This window comes from Sphingopyxis sp. GW821-FHT02C12 (assembly GCF_059421785.1).
Genome location: NZ_JBWKVQ010000001.1, coordinates 1,111,348 through 1,129,524 on the forward strand (window position 1 = coordinate 1,111,348; position 18,177 = coordinate 1,129,524).

General features: G+C 67.9%; 12 protein-coding genes. 5 read left to right on the forward strand and 7 right to left on the reverse strand.

The genetic code is table 11. The features are described 5' to 3' along the window. Nucleotides 1–107: 107 nt before the first annotated feature. Nucleotides 108–2,846 (forward strand): TonB-dependent receptor, encoded by a 2,739-nt coding sequence (locus AC07U1_RS05170; protein WP_495177248.1) that lies wholly within the window; start codon nucleotides 108–110, stop codon nucleotides 2,844–2,846. 151 nt (nucleotides 2,847–2,997) lie between these two features. On the opposite strand, the gene holA is transcribed toward AC07U1_RS05170, so the two are convergent. The 4 genes from holA to AC07U1_RS05190 are packed head-to-tail and all read right to left on the reverse strand — an operon-like array spanning nucleotide 2,998 to nucleotide 7,635. Next, the gene (holA, locus tag AC07U1_RS05175; protein ID WP_495177247.1) at nucleotides 2,998–4,023 is read right to left on the reverse strand and encodes a DNA polymerase III subunit delta; all 1,026 of its coding nucleotides are present in this window, start codon (nucleotides 4,021–4,023) and stop codon (nucleotides 2,998–3,000) included. Then, nucleotides 4,020–4,562: an LPS assembly lipoprotein LptE gene (gene lptE, locus AC07U1_RS05180; protein WP_187141729.1), complete on the reverse strand. Its 543-nt coding sequence runs from the start codon at nucleotides 4,560–4,562 to the stop codon at nucleotides 4,020–4,022. Before lptE ends, holA begins: the two co-directional genes overlap by 4 nt. A gap of 1 nt (nucleotide 4,563) precedes the next feature. Next, nucleotides 4,564–7,113 carry a leucine--tRNA ligase gene (gene leuS, locus AC07U1_RS05185; RefSeq protein WP_495177246.1) on the reverse strand — a complete coding sequence of 850 codons (2,550 nt, stop codon included), beginning with the start codon at nucleotides 7,111–7,113 and terminating at the stop codon, nucleotides 4,564–4,566. 48 nt (nucleotides 7,114–7,161) lie between these two features. Further along, entirely contained in the window at nucleotides 7,162–7,635 is a 474-nt protein-coding gene (locus tag AC07U1_RS05190) for a DUF3576 domain-containing protein (RefSeq protein WP_495177245.1), read from the reverse strand. A 265-nt stretch (nucleotides 7,636–7,900) separates the two neighbouring features. Here AC07U1_RS05190 and AC07U1_RS05195 point away from each other — a divergent pair, with 265 nt between their 5' ends. Beyond that, nucleotides 7,901–8,614 (forward strand): hypothetical protein, encoded by a 714-nt coding sequence (locus AC07U1_RS05195; RefSeq protein WP_056341612.1) that lies wholly within the window; start codon nucleotides 7,901–7,903, stop codon nucleotides 8,612–8,614. A gap of 140 nt (nucleotides 8,615–8,754) precedes the next feature. On the opposite strand, the gene AC07U1_RS05200 is transcribed toward AC07U1_RS05195, so the two are convergent. Further along, entirely contained in the window at nucleotides 8,755–9,372 is a 618-nt protein-coding gene (locus AC07U1_RS05200; RefSeq protein WP_495177244.1) for a thiamine phosphate synthase, read from the reverse strand. Between the two features lie 62 nt (nucleotides 9,373–9,434). Between AC07U1_RS05200 and AC07U1_RS05205 the strand changes: the two genes are divergently transcribed. Beyond that, a complete protein-coding gene (locus AC07U1_RS05205; protein WP_495177243.1) occupies nucleotides 9,435–10,094 on the forward strand; it encodes a YggS family pyridoxal phosphate-dependent enzyme in 660 nt (219 codons plus the stop codon). 53 nt (nucleotides 10,095–10,147) lie between these two features. On the opposite strand, the gene AC07U1_RS05210 is transcribed toward AC07U1_RS05205, so the two are convergent. Continuing rightward, the gene (locus AC07U1_RS05210) at nucleotides 10,148–10,678 is read right to left on the reverse strand and encodes a HEAT repeat domain-containing protein (RefSeq protein WP_495177242.1); all 531 of its coding nucleotides are present in this window, start codon (nucleotides 10,676–10,678) and stop codon (nucleotides 10,148–10,150) included. A gap of 112 nt (nucleotides 10,679–10,790) precedes the next feature. Here AC07U1_RS05210 and mutS point away from each other — a divergent pair, with 112 nt between their 5' ends. Beyond that, nucleotides 10,791–13,442 carry a DNA mismatch repair protein MutS gene (mutS, locus tag AC07U1_RS05215; RefSeq protein ID WP_492735184.1) on the forward strand — a complete coding sequence of 884 codons (2,652 nt, stop codon included), beginning with the start codon at nucleotides 10,791–10,793 and terminating at the stop codon, nucleotides 13,440–13,442. Next, nucleotides 13,439–16,198 carry a [protein-PII] uridylyltransferase gene (locus AC07U1_RS05220; protein WP_495177241.1) on the forward strand — a complete coding sequence of 920 codons (2,760 nt, stop codon included), beginning with the start codon at nucleotides 13,439–13,441 and terminating at the stop codon, nucleotides 16,196–16,198. The genes mutS and AC07U1_RS05220 overlap by 4 nt, the downstream gene beginning before the upstream one ends. Here AC07U1_RS05220 and AC07U1_RS05225 read toward each other — a convergent pair. Beyond that, nucleotides 16,195–18,000 carry a diguanylate cyclase gene (locus AC07U1_RS05225; protein WP_495177240.1) on the reverse strand — a complete coding sequence of 602 codons (1,806 nt, stop codon included), beginning with the start codon at nucleotides 17,998–18,000 and terminating at the stop codon, nucleotides 16,195–16,197. The genes AC07U1_RS05220 and AC07U1_RS05225 overlap by 4 nt on opposite strands. Between the last annotated feature and the right edge of the window lie 177 nt (nucleotides 18,001–18,177).

An 18,177-nucleotide genomic window follows, 5' to 3' on the forward strand; every position in this document is an offset into this window, starting at 1 on the left:
TGAGAGCCGCCCGCATCCCACCGGATGCGGGCGGTTTTCGTTGTGGATTCCGCGCTGGAATTTGTTATCATCGCTGAGAATAAAATAAGCCTTGTGGGAGGATGACGATGAAAAAGAGTGACGGGAGAATTGCGCGCTTTGCCCGTGGCAGCGCGCAGGGCGTGGCGCTTGCGGTCGCCCTCGCGGCAACACCGGCCTGGGCGCAGGATGTCGCGCCGCAGGGCGCCGAGGTCCCCGACGACGGCACGATCATCGTGACCGCGACGCGGCGCAGCGAACTCTTGTCCGACGTGCCGATCGCGGTGTCGGCGGTGTCGGGCGAGACGCTCGAAAAGACCGGCGCCACCGACGTCCGCGCGCTGGGACAGGTCGCGCCGTCGCTGCTCGTGTCGGGCGCAACGAGCGAGGTCAATTTCTCCGCGCGCATTCGCGGTATCGGTACGGTCGGCGAGAACCCCGGCCTCGAAAGCTCGGTCGGGCTGTTCATCGACGGCGTCTATCGCAGCCGCACCGGGGTCGGCCTGTCCGAACTCGGCGACATCGAGCGCGTCGAGGTACTGCGCGGGCCGCAGGGCACCCTGTTCGGGCGCAACTCGACTGCGGGCCTGATCAACATCGTCACCAAGGGACCCGACCTCAGCGGCTTCGGCGCCAAGGGGTCGGTGAGTTACGGCAATTATGATTATTGGCGCGTCGACGGGATGATCAACGCGCCGCTCGGCGACAAGGCGGCGGTGCGCGTCGACGGCGTCTGGCAGAAGCGCGACGGTTTCATCAAGAATGTCACTGCGGGCGAACCCGATATCAACGACCGCGACCGTTGGCTGGTCAAGGGCCAGTTGCTGCTCGAGCCGACCGAGAGCGTGAAATTCCGGCTGATCGCCGATTACAGCCAGCGCAACGAAAATTGCTGCGGCGGCGTGCTGCTCAATCCGGTGCGCAACCTGACGCGCGGCGCCGACGGTTTCCCGGTCGCCTCGCCCAACACGCTGCTGCCGCTGCTGCAATTTCTGGGCGCCAATCATCAGGTCGCACCGGCGGGCACCAGCTTCATCCGTCAACAGGCGACCACCCCGGGGGTCTCCTATCGCTCGGACACCAAGGACTGGGGCGTGTCGGGCGAACTCAACTGGGAGCTGGGCGCCGCGACGCTGACCTCGATCACCGCCTATCGCGACTATAAGAATGCGCAGGGGCAGGATGCCGATTTCAGCGCGCTCGACATCTTGCGCCGCACCGACCTCGACCGCCGGTTCCGGCTGTTCACGCAGGAATTGCGGCTGCAGGGCGAGGCGTTCGACGGGCGGCTCGACTGGCTGGTCGGCGGCTATTATGCCAACGAGAAACTCGATGTCGACGACGACATCGTCTATGGCGCCGACTATCAGCGCTACGCCAACTGCCTCGCCGCCGCGAGCCTCGCGCCGACCTTGCTCAACCCCGCATCGGCTACCTGTTCGAACCTGCCCGCTGCCTCCTTCCCCGGTTTCCAGGGAATTGCGGCGCTGCTCGGCGCGGCGCCGCTCAACAACACCGGCAACAACGGGTCGACCTTCCACCAGCGCAGCAGCAACTATGCGCTGTTCACGCACAACAGCTTCGACATCGTCGAGGATGTGCTGACGCTGACCGTCGGGGCGCGTTACACCCACGAACGCAAGACGCTGGCGGGCGATGCCAATTTCACCAACACGCTGTGTCCGGCGATCGTCAATTCGCCGCTGCAGGCGCTGGCCAGCCTCGCCTGCGTGATCAACGGCACCGCGCCCGACATCGTCAAGGGCGCCCCGGGGACGAAGTTCAGCGAGGGCCAGTGGACCGGCACCGCGGTGCTGAGCTGGAAACCCGATCCCGACTGGCTGGTCTATGCCTCGGCCTCGAAGGGGTACAAGGCGGGGGGCTTCAACCTCGACTATTCGGCGCTCGACCGGCCGTGCAGCACGACCGCGGGATCGGCCGCGCAAAATACCGCCTGCACCACCGCGCTGGCACGCCCCGCCAACACGCCGGGCAACGGCCGCCCCGAGGCGAGCGACCTGCAGTTCGCGAGCGAAAAGGTCGATGCCTATGAACTGGGCGTCAAATGGGATGGCCCGGGCATCGACATCAACGTCGCCGCTTTCTGGCAGGAATATAGCAATTATCAGCTCAACACCTTCAACGGCATCAATTTCGAGGTGACGAATATCCAGGCGTGCAAGGACGACCTGGGGACCGGGCCGATCGACAACAGCGCGGTCACCGGCGGCTGCGCGTCAGACCGGCTGACCCCCGGCGTGGTCGCGAAGGGGCTGGAGATCGAGACCTTCATCCGCCCGGCGCGCCATGTCTCGGTCAATCTGGGGCTGACCTATGTCGACACCCTCTATCGCCGCAACCTCGTCGGTACCGGCGGCCGCCCGCTGTCGCCGGTGCTGTTCCAGCTGCCGGGACGCGGGGTGTCGAACGCCGCCAAATATGTCGCGACCGCGGGGATCAGCTGGACCCCGCCGATCGGCAGTTCGGGGATGAGCGCACTCTTCTATCTCGACACCCGCCTGCAGAGCGACACCAACACCGGCTCGAACCTCGATATCGAAAAGGAACAGGACGGGTTCGCGGTGTTCAACGGCCGCATCGGCATCTTCGGACCCGACCGGCGCTGGGGCGTCGAGCTGTGGGGGCAGAATCTGCTCAATCGCAAATATTACCAGATCGGCGCCGACATGCCGCTGCAGGGGTCGAACGGCTTCCGCTCGGTCGCGGCGCCCGCGGCGCTCGGTTTCCCCGCCACCGCGAACAAATTGTTCGTCGGCTTTCCGGGCGAACCGCGCACCTATGGCGTGACGCTGCGCGGGCAATTCTAGCCACGCTCTCTCCCCCCTCCCCTGGCGGGAGGGGCGGGAGGTCCGCCGCGGCCGGGCACTGCCGCGGCGGACCCTCCCCAAGGGGAAGGTGCCAGCGACCCACTTTTTCCGTTCGTGTCGAGCGGGATCAATCGGGTGACTTAGAGCTCGCCTACCGCGCCCGTGCCGCCTGATGCGCGATGTCGGTGACGAGTTTGCGGAACAGCACGCCGCCCGCGGTGCCCGACGCCTTGAGGCTGCGTTCGCAGTCGAGCAGCCGGCTCATCAGCCGCGCGATGCGCACCGAATCCCAGATATGGAGCTGCGCGGTGACCGCGCCCTGTTCCTTCCAGAACACGCCGCTGCTCCGCGCCGACACGACGGTTGCGGGGTGCGCGCCGGCATCGACCTCGGCGCGCAGCCGCGCCAATTGCGTGGCGCGGATCGCGAGGGCGCGGATGATGCGGATTTCGGCGACCCCGACCGCGGCGGCGGTGGCAAACATCGCGGGGAGATCGCCGACCTTGCCGCCGAGCGCGGTGTTGATCACCTCGCTGACGTCCTCTTCGTGCGTCGCGGCGCCCAAGGCGGCGATGTCGGCGGCGGTGACCTGGCGCTGGCGATCGCGGCCGGCGTCGAGGTAGAGCGCGATCTTTTCGAGCTCGCGGCGCATCAGCGCCTGGTCGCCCGAGACGAGGTCGATCAGCAATTGCGCCTCGGCATTGCCGAGCCGCAGCCCTTCGCCTTCCGCCGCGTTCATCGCGATGCCGACCAGCGCGCGGCGGTCGGGCTGGTAGCAGATGGCGGCGACGCCATGGTCCGAGCCTTCGACGAGCTTGACCAGTTTCGACTTGGCGGTGACCGAGGCGCCGGTGGCGATCACCGGGTTGATCGCGCTGTCGGCACCGAGCAGCGCCTCGACCGCGGCGAGGCTGTCGTCGCCGCTGCCCATGATGTCGAGCCGGATCACCCGCGCGCCGGCGAAGAGCGACATCGACGCGGCCTCGGCGGCCAGCAAGGACGGGTCCTGCGACATTTGCGACGAGGTGAGGTCGAGCCGTTCGGCCTCCTTGCCGGCAAGCCCGGTCAGCCGCGTGGCGAGGGCTCCCATCGTCGCATCGTCGGGGCCGGTGAGGAGGATGAAGCGGTGGTCGAGCCGCGATACCCGTTCGAGTTCGGCGGGTTTGACGCTCTTCATTGCCCGCCGGGGGCGGGCGGCGCGTCGGACATCCGGCCACCGCCGCGATCGGCGAAGACCGCGAGGCGGGCGACGATCTGGTCGGCCACCGCCGACGAGAGGCGTTCAAGCGCGGTCGATTCGGCGGCGATCGTCGCATATTCGCTGCCGACGACGTCGATCCCCGAATCGGAAAAGGCGGTCGCGTCGAGCAGCACTTCGCCGCTCGCCGCATCGACGAGCTGGTAGCGCGCGCGCAGGGTGCGGCGTTCGCGGGTCACCGCATCGTCGGCGCGGACGCCGAAACCGGTGATGCTGTCCTCGAGCCGGACGTCGAGGCGCAGGCGCTTGCCCGCGCCCTGCCCGTTCTGCGCCGCGACGAGCCGGTCGCGCAGCGCGTTGCGGACGAGCCAGCCCTGATGCCCCTCGATCGGCGCGACATCGACGTCGGCAAGGATCGTCGCCACCGCCCCGTCGCTGCCGCTCGCATAGAGCGGGCGCAGGCCGCAACCGCCAAGGAGCAGCGAGGCGACGACGAGGGGGGCGAGCAGCTTGCGCATATCAGGGTACGATATTCACCAAACGGTCGGGGACCACAATCACCTTCTTCGGCGACGCACCGGCGAGCAGTTCGACGATGCGCGGGCGCGCGAGCGCCGCGGCTTCGGTCGCTTCCTTGTCGAGACCCTTCGCGATCGTCATCGTATCGCGCAGCTTGCCCGCCATCTGGATCGCGATCGTCACCTCGTCATCGACGAGAAGTGCCGGATCGGCGTGCGGCCATGCGGCGTCGGCGATCATCGCGGTGGTTCGCTGGCCTTCCGGCAGCGCCGCCCAGGCTTCCTCGGCGAGGTGCGGCAGCATCGGTGCGACGAGCAGGATCAGGGTGCGGCACGCCTCGGCGCGGGTCGCCGAGGGGGCGGCCTTTTCGACGTCGTTAGCGAGGGCGTGGATTTTCGCGACCGCCTTGTTGAAGCCGAGCGCCTCGATGTCGGCGGCGACGCCGGCGATCGCCTGGTGCAGCTTGCGCGCGAGACCCTTGTCCTCGGCGCCGTCACCGACATTTTCGGTGTCGCCGAACAGACGCCACAGGCGCTGGACGAAACGCCAGGCGCCCTCGATGCCCGCCTCGCTCCACGGCAGGTCGCGCTCGGGCGGGCTGTCGGAGAGCATGAACCAGCGCGCCGCGTCGGCGCCATATTGGTCGAGGATGGCGTCGGGGTCGACGACATTCTTCTTCGACTTCGACATCTTGATCACGCGGCCGACATCGACCCGCGCGCCATCGGATTCGAGCGTCGCACCCTCGGCGCTGCGGCTGATCTCGTCGGGAGTGAAGTAGAGCGGCGGCAAGCCTTCGCCCTGATCGCGGCTATAGGTCTCGTGCGTCACCATGCCCTGCGTGAACAGGCTGGCGAACGGCTCTTTGATGTCGATCATCCCCAGCTTGTTGAGCGCGCGCGTCCAGAAGCGCGCGTAGAGCAGGTGGAGGATCGCATGCTCGATGCCGCCGATATATTGATCGACGGGCAGCCAGCGGCGGATCACCTCGGGATCGAACGGCTTGTCCGACGGCGCCGAGGCGAAGCGCAGGAAATACCAGGAGGAATCGACGAAGGTGTCGAGCGTGTCGGTTTCGCGCACCGCTTCGCCGCCGCACGACGGGCAGGCGACATGTTTCCACGTCGGATGGCGATCGAGCGGATTGCCGGGGACCGAGAAATCGGCGTCCTCGGGCAGCACGACGGGAAGCTGCGCTTTCGGCACCGGGACCAGGCCGCAGGCGTCGCAATGGATGAAGGGGATCGGGGTGCCCCAGTAGCGCTGGCGCGAGACGCCCCAGTCGCGCAGGCGCCACACGGTCGTGCCCTTGCCCCAGCCCTCATGCTCGGCGCGCGCGACGATCGCGGCCTTGGCCTCGTCGATCGTCATGCCGTCGAGGAAGTGGCTGTTCACCAGCTTGCCGGGGCCGGTGTAGGCCTCGTCGCCGCTGAAATGCTGCGCGGTCTCGTCGCCATCGGCGATCACGCGGAGGACGGGCAGTTCGTACTTTCTCGCGAAGTCGAGGTCGCGCTGGTCGTGCGCCGGGCAGCCGAAGATCGCGCCGGTGCCATAATCCATCAGCACATAGTTCACGACCCACACGGGCAGGTGCAGCGCGGGGTCGAGCGGATGCTCGACCGCCAAGCCGGTATCGAAGCCGAGCTTTTCAGCGGTGTCGATTTGCTCGGCGGCGGTGCCCTGACGGCGGCATTCCTCGATGAACGCCGCCAGCTCGGGCGCGTCCTTCGCCAGCTTCTCGGCAAGCGGATGGTCGGGCGAGATCGCCGCGAAGCTCGCGCCATAGAGCGTGTCGGGGCGCGTCGTGAAGACGTCGAAGCCCGGCGCGCCGCCAGCGAGCTTGAAGCTGAATTCCAGCCCCTGCGACTTGCCGATCCAGTTTTCCTGCATCAGCCGCACCTTGTCGGGCCAGCTGTCGAGGCTGCCGAGGCCGTCGAGCAGTTCCTCGGCGAAGTCGGTGATCTTCAAAAACCACTGCGACAGTTTCTTTTTCTCGACGAGCGCGCCCGAACGCCAGCCGCGGCCGTCGATCACCTGCTCGTTGGCGAGCACGGTCATGTCGACCGGGTCCCAGTTGACGTAGCTGTGCTTGCGCGTGACGAGGCCGTGCGCGAACAGGTCGAGGAACAAGGCCTGTTCCTGCCCGTAATAATCGGGCTCGCAGGTCGCGAGTTCGCGGCTCCAGTCGATCGCGAGACCGAGGCGTTTCAGCTGGCCGCGCATCGAGGCGATATTGTCGCGGGTCCAGCCGCCGGGGTGGACGCCCTTTTCCATCGCAGCGTTTTCGGCGGGCATACCGAAGGCGTCCCAGCCCATCGGGTGGAGGACGTCGTGCCCGGTCATCCGCTTGAAGCGCGCGAGCACGTCGCCCATCGCATAGTTGCGGACATGCCCCATGTGGATGCGCCCCGAGGGATAGGGGAACATCTCGAGGATATAGGCCTTCGGCTTGTCCGCCGTCTCGGTCGTGGCAAAGCTGTTCGCGGCCTCCCACGCCGCCTGCCAGCGGGCATCGGCGGCGAGGGCGCCAAAGCGCGGTTCGCGGGTCATTCGTTTTTACCCCGTTGATGTCTGTCGGCGCGTATCCGCGCCGGGTTATTAGCCCTCGAAGGCCGAACGGCGCAGGTCGCGAGCGCGGGTGAGGATGATTTCCTCGAGCTTCTGGACCGTCGCCGCCTGAACCGGCGCGTCGACCCAAGTGCCGCCCTGCGCGACCTGGCGCGAGGCGGCGACGCGCAGCGCGTCGGCGCGCAGATCGCGGTCGAGGATCGACACGGTGACCTTCATCCGCTCGTTCGGGTTGCCGGGGTTGGCGTACCAGTCGGTGATGATGACGCCGCCCGACGAATCGGCCTGAAGCAGCGGCATGAACGACAGCGCGTCGAGGCTAGCGCGCCACAGATAGGAGTTCACGCCGATCGTCGTGACCTGCGACGCAGCGAGGTCGGCACGCGGCCGTTCTTTGCCACCGCACGCCGAAAGGCCGAGCGCCGCGACCCCGAGGAGCGCGAACGTGGCCGAACGGCGACCGAGCGTGGCGCCGAACTTGGCAGGGACGGAAAGCTGGAACATGCCGGAACACCTTATACATCGGGCGCGGGCGACCGCCGCGCTTGCTGGATTTCCAGCGTCTCTATCGCCGTTGCCGCGCGGCGGCAAGCGCGGCAATCGGCTTGTTCGCGGCGTTCATCGGGGAGACAGCTTGGCGTCGCACTGTGGTGATCGCGCAACAGCCCCGCGAAATATGGGGCATAAAGAATTGCTTTCTCGCGAATCACTGGAAAAGTCGGTGCGTTCGGCCTATCTGATGAGGGTACTGGGGTTGGAGTCGCAGACAATGCCGCGCAGCAAGCGCCATTTCTGGAAAGCAGGGGTCGTCGTTTTGGCGACGGTTTCGCTTGCCCTGCCCCCCGCCCTCGCCGCGATGAGCCGCGCCGACCGCATCCGCGAAACAAGCCTGTCGGAAACCCTGCTGGGGCAATTCACCCCCGCTTCGGGCGATCCGCGCCTGATCGCACGCTATGCCAAGGTCTCGGCCGATGCCCGCAGCAACTTCAGCTTCACCCCCGCGCTGACCGACGAGAATCGTCAGAACCGCGCGATCACCGTGGTGATTCGCGCCCGCGACGACGCCTCGAGCGCCGCGATGACCTCGGCGCTGGTGCAGGGCCGCAAGGCCCCCGTCGCGATCACGCCCGTCGCCTATAATCTCGGCGCTTCGGTCGGGTTCGAGAAATTCGTGACCCCGACGCTGCCGCGCGGCATCGACCTGCGCAACCTGCCGCAGGCGAAGGCGCCCGAACAGAATGAAAAGAAGTCGCGCTTCGCGACGCGCATGCTGGCACGCCCGAGCGATCCCGCCGGTGCGACCGATCGCCTGACCGCGCCGGGCGACGACCAGGCCGTCGATGTCGTCAGCAGCTATCGCCTGACCAAGAACATCGATGTCACCGCCGGGGTGCGGTACAAGAGCGAGGACAGTGTCCAGCCGCTGACCGACACCCGCCGCGACAGCCAGGCGGTGTATGTGGGCACCGCATTCCGCTTCTAGCCTGCGTCGCTATTTGGCCCATGGTGGCCTGCAAATGACGACCTTTCGCGCTTCCGGTGCTCACGTACAGACGTACGCTGCGCGCCGGGTCGCGAAACGCCGCCATTTTCGACTCACCCTGAACCAAATATCGACGCAGTCTATCTGCGCGGTTTTGTCGCCTGTTCCAGCCAATGATCGATCGCCGCCCATCCGGGGGTGAGGCCGCTTGCCCTGCTCGCGCGGTGGAGCGCGCGCGCGCGCGCCGGGGTGAGGCCGCCGAGCGCGACCGGCCGGGCGCCGCTCAGCCGCGCGAGGCCGAGCCACGCCGCGCGGCCGAGCGCCGGAGCGCTGGGATGCGAGCGAGTCGGGTGGAGCGGCGAGACAAAGGCGAGGTCGGCGCGCGCACGCCGCGCGGCGCGGGCTTCGCGGGGATCGTGGACGGGCATCGAGACGATCAGGCCGAGGCGGCGCGCCTCCACCGCCTGCTTTGCCTGATGCTGGCGCAGGTGAACGCCGCCGGCGCCCCAACGCCGCGCCAGCGCGGGTGGTCCGGCGAGCAGCAGCACGAGGTTGCGGGCCTTGGCGATCCGCGCGAGGCTGCGGACCAGTCGCCAGCGATCGCCCGGCGCGCGGTCGTCGTCGCGGACGACGATGCCGCTGCCCGGCGGCAGCGCCGCGGCGGCGGCGAGCACCGCATCGCCGAGCCGCGCATCGGTGAACAGCCAGCGCTGCGGCAGTCGGCCCGATGGTCTTGAGAAGGGGTGGCGCCGGGGCATCGGCTTTTCTATAGGCGCGTCGCCGCCGCGCGCAACGCGTGGGCGCCAGCGAAGGATCGGACATGGACAGTGCAGCGCAGCGATTGGCCGGGGTCGAAGCGGGAATCGCCGCCGCCGCGGCGCGTGCGGGACGCCAGGCGCGCGACGTCCAGCTGATCGCGGTGTCGAAGACGCACGACGCTGCGGCGATTCGCCCGCTGATCGCAGCCGGGCAGCGCCATTTCGGCGAGAATCGCGTCCAGGAAGCGGCGGGCAAATGGCCCGAACTGCGCGGCGAAACGTCCGATATCAAACTCCACCTGATCGGGCAGCTGCAATCGAACAAGGCCGAGGAAGCCGTCGCGCTGTTCGACGCGATCCACTCGGTCGACCGGCCGTCGCTGGTCACCGCGCTGGCACGGGCGTGCGAGAAGGCGGGCGGGCAACCGCTGCTGTTCGTGCAGGTCAATATCGGCGACGAGGAACAGAAGGGCGGCTGCGCGGTCGCCGACCTGCCCGCCCTGCTGGCGCAGGCGACCGACGCCAGGCTGAAAATCGACGGGCTGATGGCGATCCCCCCTACGGAGGTCGATCCGTCGCCCTATTTCGCGCTGCTCGACGAACTCGCCGAGCGTCACGGCCTGCCGCTGCGCTCGATGGGCATGAGCGGCGATTACGAGAGCGCGGTGATGCTCGGCGCGACGCACGTGCGCGTGGGGACCGCGCTGTTCGGCGCGAGGTAAAGGCCCCTCCCTTGGGGGGCAAACGACCGGTTGCGACCAGTTTCTGACGTTCGCTAAAGCGTCCCTAAGGCGGCATCTCGCGCCTGCCGATAGGGCTGAGCGGCGCCATGCCCTTCTTGAACGGACCGCAGTCTAACGGTAACCTCTTCCGACACTTCTGGTCGCGGGTCGTTGGCCAAGGCTTCAAGCTTGGCGACAGCCTCCTTTGTGCCAATGTCGTGCAATGCCCAGACACATCTGCGGGCGAGGGCTGAACTGTCGTCGTAATCTAGATATGGCAGCCTGCGCTGGGCGCAATAAAATAAGCAGTCGACGCTCCTTGGATCTCGTAGATTTTGAAGAGTGTCCGCTAATTCTTCGTGCCCCTCATGGGCGTCACTGTTCAAAAGCGAACAGAGGATAGGCGTTGCTCGACGCGAACGACCAAATAGCTCTCCAAGCTGGCACCAAGCCCAGACAGTCTCATATGAAAGCTCTCCCGAGCAAAGGTCATGAAGCAGGTTCGCTGGAACCTCATCAAAATTGATCTCGTATGCAGCAAGGAAATTGCTCAGGGATTTTTCGTCTGTGGGCAGGCTGTCCATTAGATGCAGAGAACACATAATGGTCCGGCAGGCAACGTCAGCTCACCACCCCAAAGCCGACATTCGCTACCCGCGCCTTGCCATGCGCCCCCCAATCACTAATCAGGGCGCGATGTCCGCAACCGCCGCCCTTTCCGCCGCCAAGCCCTCCGCCCCGACGCCGATGATGGCGCAATATTGGTCGCTCAAGGAAAAGGCGGGCGATTGCCTGCTCTTCTATCGCATGGGCGACTTCTTCGAACTCTTCTTCGACGATGCCAAGGCTGCCGCCGCGACGCTCGACATCGCATTGACGTCGCGCGGCGAACATGGCGGCGAACCGGTGCCGATGTGCGGCGTACCGGTGCATGCCGCCGAATCCTATCTCGCGCGGCTGATCCGCGCCGGGCACCGCGTCGCGATCGCCGAACAGGTCGAAAGCCCCGCCGAGGCCAAGGCGCGCGGCGGGTCGAAGGCGCTCGTCGCGCGCGCGATCGTGCGTTTCGTCACCGCGGGCACTCTCACCGAGGAAAGCCTGCTCGAAGGGCGCAGCGCCAACCGGCTCGCGGCGCTCGCCGAGGTCGGCAGCGAGGGCGAGGTCGCGATCGCCGCCGCCGATATCTCGACCGGGCGGTTCGAGGTCGTCGCGGTGCGCCGCGAGGCGGTCGACGCCGAACTCGCCCGCCTCGCGCCGTCCGAATTGCTGGTCAGCGAGAGTATCGGCGACCTGCCCGCGTGGAGCGTGCGCCAGGTCGTGCGCCGCCCGACCGCCGATTTTGCCAGCAACGCCGGCCAGAAACGGCTCGAATCGCTGTTCGGTGTGCAGACGCTCGACGGCTTCGGCCAATTCTCGCGCGGCGAAATCGCCGCGATGGGCGCGATCGCCGCCTATCTCGACCATGTCGGCACCGGCACGACCGTCTTCCTCCAGCCGCCGGTACGTCACCTCGCCTCGGGGCGCATGGCGATCGACGCCGCGACGCGCGAAAGCCTCGAACTCGTGCGCACCATGGCCGGCGCGCGTGACGGCAGCCTGCTCGGCACCATCGACCGCACGGTCACTGCGGCGGGCGCGCGGCTGCTCGCCGACGATCTTGCCAGCCCGCTCACCGACAAGGACGCCATCCTCGACCGGCTCGACCTCGTCGACGCCTTCGCGCGCGATGCGCTGTGGCGCGGCGAACTCCGCGCCGCCCTGCGCGCGCTGCCCGACGCCGGGCGCGCGCTCGGCCGCCTCGTCGCGGGGCGCGGCGGGCCGCGCGACCTCGCCCAGCTGCGCGATGCGCTCGGCGGCGCGCGCGTCTTGCGCGAACGGCTCGGCCGCCGGACCGACCTGCCGCCCTTGCTCGCCCGCCTGCTCCCCGGGCTCGACGGCCATGGCGCGCTCGTCGACGAACTCAGCCGCGCCTTGATCGAAACCCCGCCGGTCGACGCCGCGCAGGGCGGTTATGTCGCCGAAGGCTATGATCATGCGCTCGACGCGCTGCGCGAGACCGCGCGCGACGGGCGCAAGGCGATTGCCGCGCTGGAAGCCGATTATCGCGACCGCACTGGCATCGCCGCGCTCAAGATCCGCCACAACGGCGTGCTCGGCTATCATGTCGAGGTGCCCGCGAAGCACGCCGACGCGCTGATGGCACCCGAATCGGGCTTCACCCACCGCCAGACCCTCGCCGGGGTGGTGCGCTTCAACTCGTCGGACCTGCACGAGGCGGCGAGCCGGGTGACCCAGGCCGGCGTCCACGCCATCGCTGCTGAGGCCGCGCATCTCGAAGCGCTCACCGACGCTGCGACCGCGCGGCGCGAGGCGATCGCCGCCTCGTGCGACGTTCTCGCGCGGCTCGACGTCGCCGCCGCGCTTGCCGACCATGCGATGAGCCACAATTGGTGCCGCCCCGACCTCGCCGACACCCCGTGCCTCGACGTCACCGGCGGCCGCCACCCGGTGGTCGAGGCGGCGCTGGCCAAGGCGGGCGAACGCTTCGTCCCCAACGACCTGTCGCTGGCGGAGGCCGATCGGCTCTGGCTCGTCACCGGCCCCAACATGGGCGGTAAATCGACCTTCCTGCGCCAGAACGCCCTCATCGTCGTGCTCGCGCAGGCGGGGGGCTTCGTCCCCGCGGCTTCGGCGAGGCTCGGCCTCGTCGACCGCCTCTTCAGCCGCGTCGGCGCCAGCGACAATCTCGCGCGCGGGCGCTCGACCTTCATGGTCGAAATGGTCGAAACCGCCGCGATCCTCGCGCAGGCGACCCCGCAAAGCTTCGTCATCCTCGACGAGGTCGGGCGCGGCACCTCGACCTATGACGGGCTTGCGCTCGCCTGGGCGGTGGTCGAAGCCGTCCACGAAGTGAATAAGTGCCGCTGCCTGTTCGCGACCCATTATCACGAGCTCACCCGCCTCGCCGAAAGCCTCGACGCGCTCTCGCTTCACCATGTCCGCGCCCGCGAGTGGCAGGGCGACCTTGTCCTCCTCCACGAGCTCGCCGACGGCCCCGCCGACCGCAGCTACGGCCTCGCGGTCGCCCGCCTCGCCGGCGTCTCGCCCAAGGTGGTGAAGCGCGCCGAAGCGGTGCTCGCGAAGCTTGAAGCCGGACGCGAAAAGACCGGCGGTCTCGCGGCGGGGCTCGACGACCTGCCGCTGTTCGCCGCGACGCTTGCCGCTGAACCCGCGCCGGTGAAGGATGCGCTGCGCGAGGCGCTCGCAAGCATCGATCCCGACGCGCTGACCCCGCGCGAGGCGCTCGACGCGCTCTACCGGCTCAAGGCGACCGGGGGCGAGGCATGAGCGACATCTTCGCGCATCTCGACGGCCGCCGCGCGATCATCGATCGCCGCGCGCTCGCCGAGCGGCTCGAGGCCGTCGCCGCCGAGACCAGCGATACCGGCAAGCGCCGCCGCGCGCTCGTCGACCTGCTCAAGGTCGCCTTGGAGGAGGGCCGCGCCGAAATCGCCCGCCGCCTGCTCGAAGCGCCCTCGTCGGGCCGCCTCGCCGCCAGCGCGACAGCCTTCCTGATCGACCAGATCATCCGCCTGTCCTATGATTTCACCGTCGATCATCTCTATCCCGCGGGCAATCGTTCAGCGGGCGAGCGCATCACGATCATCGCGGTCGGCGGTTATGGCCGCGCCGAAATGGCGCCGTACAGCGACATCGACATCGGCTTCCTCACCCCGTTCAAGCAGACGAGCTGGACCGAACAGGTGATCGAGGCGCAGCTCTACACGCTCTGGGACCTCGGGCTGAAGGTCGGCCATTCGTCACGCTCGATCGACGAGATGGTGCGCGCGGCGAAGGACGATCTCACCATCCGCACCGCTTTGCTCGAAGGGCGCTTCATCTGGGGCGACCGCGATCTTTACGATCAGGCCTCCGCGCGTTTCGATGCCGAGGTCGTCGCGGGCAACGCGCGCAGCTTCGTGGCCGAAAAGCTCGCCGAGCGCGACGAGCGGCACAAGCGCATGGGCGATTCGCGCTATGTCGTCGAACCCAATGTGAAGGAGGGCAAGGGCGGGCTGCGCGACCTCCACACGCTGTTCTGGATCGGCAAGTTCATCCACCGCGTCCGCACCGTGCCCGAACTGGTCGACGCCGGGCTGCTCTCGACCCGCGAGCTTCGGCAATTCGCGCGCGCCGAGAATTTCCTGCTCGCGGTGCGCTGCCACCTTCACACGCTCGCGGGGCGCGCCGAGGACCGGCTGACCTTCGACTTCCAGCCCGAAATCGCGCGCCGCATGCATTTCGCCGAGCGCCCGGGCAAGAGCGCGGTCGAGCGCTTCATGCAGCTCTATTTCATCCACGCGAAAAGCGTCGGCGACGTCACCGGCACCTTTCTCGCCCATCTCGACGACCAGCTTGCGGCGCGCGGGCGGCGTTTCCTGCCGACGATCCGTCGCCGCCCGGGCCGGCTCAACGGCTTCGTGCTCGACCGCGGCCGCCTCACGCTGCCGGCGGACGATTTCTTTCAGGCCGACCCGGTGCGCCTGATCGAAATCTTCGCGCTCGCCGACAAATATGGCCTCGAAATCCACCCGCAGGCGATGCGCCAGGCGCGCCACGATGCCAAGCTGATCGACGCGCGCGGGGTGCGGCGCATCGCGCGCGCCAACGCGCTGTTCCTCGACGTGCTGACGTCCCCGCGCGATCCCGAAACGGTGCTGCGCTGGATGAACGAGGCGGGGGTGTTCGGCCGCTTCGTGCCCGACTTCGGCCGCGTCGTCGCGCAGATGCAGTTCGACATGTATCATCACTACACCGTCGACGAACACACGATCCGCGCGATCGGGCTGCTCGCCGACATCGAGCAGAACCGGCTCGGCGACGACCATCCGCTGTCGACCGCGATCATGGACCAGATCCATTCGCGCCGGACCATCTATGTCGCGGTGCTGCTCCACGACATCGCCAAGGGGCGCGGCGGCGACCATAGCGTACTGGGCGCCGAACTCGCGCTGCGCGTCTGCCCGCGGCTGGGGCTCAGCGAGGCCGAGACCGAGACCGTCTCGTGGCTCGTGCGTCATCACCTGCTGATGTCGGCGACCGCGTTCAAGCGCGACCTCGCCGATTTCAAGACGATCCTCGATTTCGCCGGGCAGGTGCAAAGCCCCGAACGCCTCCGCCTGCTGCTCGTGCTCACCGTCGTCGACATCCGCGCGGTCGGCCCCGGGGTGTGGAACAGCTGGAAACGGCAATTGCTCACCGAGTTGTTCGACGCCGCCGAGGAAGTGCTGCGCCTCGGCCACAAGCAAAAGGGCCGCGAACAGCGGATCGCGAACAAGAAGGAAGATGCGCAGGCGCTGCTCGGTCTCGACGAGAAAAGCTTTGCCAGGCTCGCGAAGCGCCTCCCCGAAAGTTACTGGATCGCCGAACCGGTCGAGGTCATCGCCGCCAACTTGCGCCATATGCAGCAGGCGGGCGATACCCCGCTGCACATCGCTGCCGTCCCCGATCAGGATCGCGGCGCGACGCTGGTGATGGTGCTCGCCGCCGACCATCCGGGGCTGTTCTATCGCATCGCGGGGGGCATCCACCTCGCCGGCGGCAACATCATCGACGCGCGTATCCACACCACCCGCGACGGCCTCGCGCTCGACAATTTCCTCGTCCAGGACCCGCTCGGCCGCCCCTTTGCCGAGGCGGGGCAGATCGACCGGCTGACCCGCGCGATCGAGGATGCGCTCGCCAACCGCCACAAATTATTGCCCAAACTCGAAGCCCGCGCGCTCCCCCGCGCCCGCGCCGAGGCGTTCCGCATCGCCCCCAATGTCTTCGTCGACAATAAGGCCTCGAACCGCTTCACGGTGATCGAGGTCAATGCGCAGGACCGTCCCGCGCTGCTCAACCAGCTCGCCTATGCGCTCTTCCAGTCGAAGGTGACGGTGCACAGCGCGCATGTCGCGACCTATGGCGAACGCGCGGTCGACACCTTTTACGTGACCGACCTGATCGGCGACAAGATCGACAGCGCGGCGCGGGTGAAGTCGCTCGAGAAACGCCTGCTCGAAGCCGCGGGCAGCGGCAGCGAGGAAGCGGTCGCGGCCTAGAGCGCCGCGGCCTTGCGGACCTGCGCCACTTCCACCCGGTCGCGCCCCAGCGCCTTGGCGCGCAGCAGCGCGGCATCGGCGGTCGGAATCAGGCGCGAAAAATCGCAATGCAGCGGCGCCACCGCCAGGCCGATCGACACCGACAGGCCGCCCGGCTCGCCGCCGGCATGCGCGAGTTCGATCGTCGCGATGCGGTCGCGGATGTCCTGCGCGCGCTCCGCCGCCTGTTCGGGCGACAGCTCGGGCAACAGCAACAGAAACTCTTCGCCGCCATAGCGAAAGGCGAACTCCGGCTCGCGCGTGACATTGGCCAGCACCCGCCCGACCGCGCGCAGCACCGCGTCGCCCGCCTCATGGCCATGGACGTCGTTGAAGCGCTTGAAATGGTCGACGTCGATCATCAGGCAGCTCAGCGGCTCGCCGTCGCGCACGGCCTGCGCGATCTGCGTTTCCAGCACATGGCCCAGCTGCCGGCGGTTGGCGAGCCCGGTCAGCGGGTCGGCCATCGCCATTTCGCGCAGCGAATCGCGCAGCTGCAGATTGGCGATGGCGAGGCCGATATTCTCGGCGAGCATGTCGAAATAGATCAATTGCGCCGCGCCGCGGTTCGCCGCGCCCGCGGGCATTTCGAAATAGAGCAAGCCCAGCGTCTCGCGCTGCGCCATCAGCGGCAGGCACAGGCTGTCGACCGGCGCCTCGGCGTTCCAGTCGATGTGGTCGCACGGCACGTCGACATGGTCGCCCGCCGGGCGGTGACGCAGGCCGCGCCGCAGCGCCCAGCAAGACGTCGCCGAAAACTGCGCGCTCGATCGCACCGGGCCCAGCCAGCTGCACGCCTCGACCACCAGCTTGCTCTGCTGGTCGAGCAGGTAGAGCCGACCCGGAAGGTCGGGGACGATCTCGGGAATGAAGCGCCGGACGACCTCTTTCAGGTCGTGCAGCGTGTCGCTTCCCTGCATGCGCTGGGTCATCCGCGACAACAGGTCGCGCATCGACCGGTCGGCGTCGCGCTCGACCTCCAGCCGCTGGCGTTCGATGCCGTTTTCGCGAAACAGGCGGATCGCCTGCGCCATGTCGCCGATTTCGTCGATATGCTCGACCGTGGGCGGTTCGGCGGCGAAATCCTGCACCGCCAGCCGGTTGACGACGTCGCTCAGCCTGACGACCGGGTGCAGCACGCGGCGTTTGAAGACGAAATAGAGCACGCACAGGACGAGCAGCGCGGTCAGCGCCAGCACGACCTCCGAAATCCGCTTCCACAGGATCGACACGTCGGTCGCGTCGGCGACCCGTTCCTCGATGCGGCTGTCGAGCTGGTCCTGGAACCGCTGGACCTCCAGCTCGGACCGGTCGAGCTGCCGCTCATATTCGGGGCCGAACAAAATCTGCCGCGCGGTCGCGGCATCGCCGCGCTCCTGCGCCGCCAGTGCGGTTTCCTGTTCGTCGTGCAGCGTATCGGCGAGCGCGATCGCCTTTTTCAACGCATCGAGCTCGCTCGCCGACGCCCCGGCGTCGCCGATGTGGCGAATCCGCTGCTCGACGCTCGCCAGCGCGGCCACCTCGCTGCGATAGCCGGCCAGATAGGTCGCATCGCCCGTGTTGACATATTGCCGCGCGCGGTCGCTCAACCGATAGATTTCGCCGCCCAGCGACCCGGTGGCCCGGTCGAGCCGATAGCGCTGCTCGACCGCCTCGCGCTCGCGCTCCTGCGCGTTCGATGCAAAGATCATCGTCGTGCTCGACACGATCGTCAGCAGGACGGTCGCGCCATAGGCCCAGTTGGTGATTGTCGCCAAGCGCATGGCCGGACCCTAGGGCGGTAATCCTTGGGACGAGGTTAACTGTGGTGGGGTGCTAAACCAGACTAGCTATGGGGCTTCCAGTCGAAGGCGGGCCCAACGGCGCATATTTGGACCGCTACAGCCAATGCGCGACCAATGGATACTACGTCACCGGACCATGTCGACGAGGTGGCGCGT